Source organism: Dysgonomonas sp. 521, assembly GCF_010501055.1.
GTDB lineage: Bacteria > Bacteroidota > Bacteroidia > Bacteroidales > Dysgonomonadaceae > Dysgonomonas.
Genome location: NZ_QVMO01000218.1, coordinates 1 through 1,199, shown reverse-complemented (window position 1 = coordinate 1,199; position 1,199 = coordinate 1). Strand labels below are relative to the sequence as shown.

Here is a 1,199-nt window from a genome sequence, read left to right as displayed (position 1 = left end):
TTTAGTACATGACAAAAAATCTATTTTACTGACAATCAGCAAAATAGATGGTTGATTTTTTGGATAAGACCTTGATTTTTAGTATCTTGTAAAGAAAACTTAGCAGGTTTTTTATTTACGATATGCAAACCAAGGTCTCAGACAAAAGTAGTGAATTAACAGCAGTATTGTATTCTCATTTAGGAGGAAAAATCAATTTGGCTCGTATAAAACTTATCAGCCACTTCGTCAAGGCTCTATGTATAGTCCAAACCGTAACCTTCGAGAAGCTGGCAAATGCTTTCAATACAGAAGCAAAACCGGAATCATCCTTACGCCGGCTTCAGCGTTTTATAGCCTCATTTGAATTTAATCCGAATCTTATAGCTATGCTTATATTCAATCTTTTGCCCCAAAAGAAAAACCTTATGTTGGCTATTGACCGTACCAACTGGAAGTTTGGAGAAGTTGATATAAATATATTCATGCTGGGAGTTGTCTATCAGGGAGTAGCTTTTCCCTTGCTTTTCACAATGCTTCCCAAACGGGGCAACAGTAATTGCGCAGAACGGATTGCTCTGGTCGAACGTTTTATCGGATTGTTCGGCAGAGAAGCTATTGGTGCAATTATGGCTGACAGGGAGTTTGTCGGTAAAGACTGGCTTGATTACCTTAACCGGAAACAACTCAGATATTACATACGCATCAGAAATAACTTCAAGGTGTATTTGCCTGATAAGAACAAAATGATTAAAGCCTCACACTTGTTCAACCATCTGGATGTTAATCAGTTTCATTATTACTCCAAGATAATTCAAATCAATAATGTATATTGCTACATCAGCGGATGCAAAATGCGCGATGATTTTCTGATTGTTGTTTCTTTCAACAAACCTGAACAGGCTCAAGATTACTATAAGCAACGCTGGCAGATAGAGATGTGTTTCAAGGCTCTCAAATCAAGCGGATTTGATATTGAAAATACACATCTGAGAGATATTGAACGTGTCGAAAAACTACTGCTGTTGGTAATGATTGCTTTTGTATGGTGCTACAAAGTCGGAATATTCCTGCACCAAAAAATACCGATCACCATCAAAACGCATGGAAGAAAAGCCAAATCTATTTTCAAATATGGACTTAATCACATAATGCAAGTGTTGTTAAATGCTAATAATCAGAATGATATTGATATCTTTAAATTTTTGTCATGTACTTAG

The 1,199-nt window shown here is 36.4% G+C and carries 1 protein-coding gene; it reads left to right on the top strand.

Annotated elements, in window-relative coordinates; translation table 11 throughout:
• Window positions 1-122 precede the first annotated feature (122 nt).
• Window positions 123-1,199 carry an IS4 family transposase gene (locus tag D0T84_RS22240; protein WP_163310102.1) on the top strand — a complete coding sequence of 359 codons (1,077 nt, stop codon included), beginning with the start codon at window positions 123-125 and terminating at the stop codon, window positions 1,197-1,199.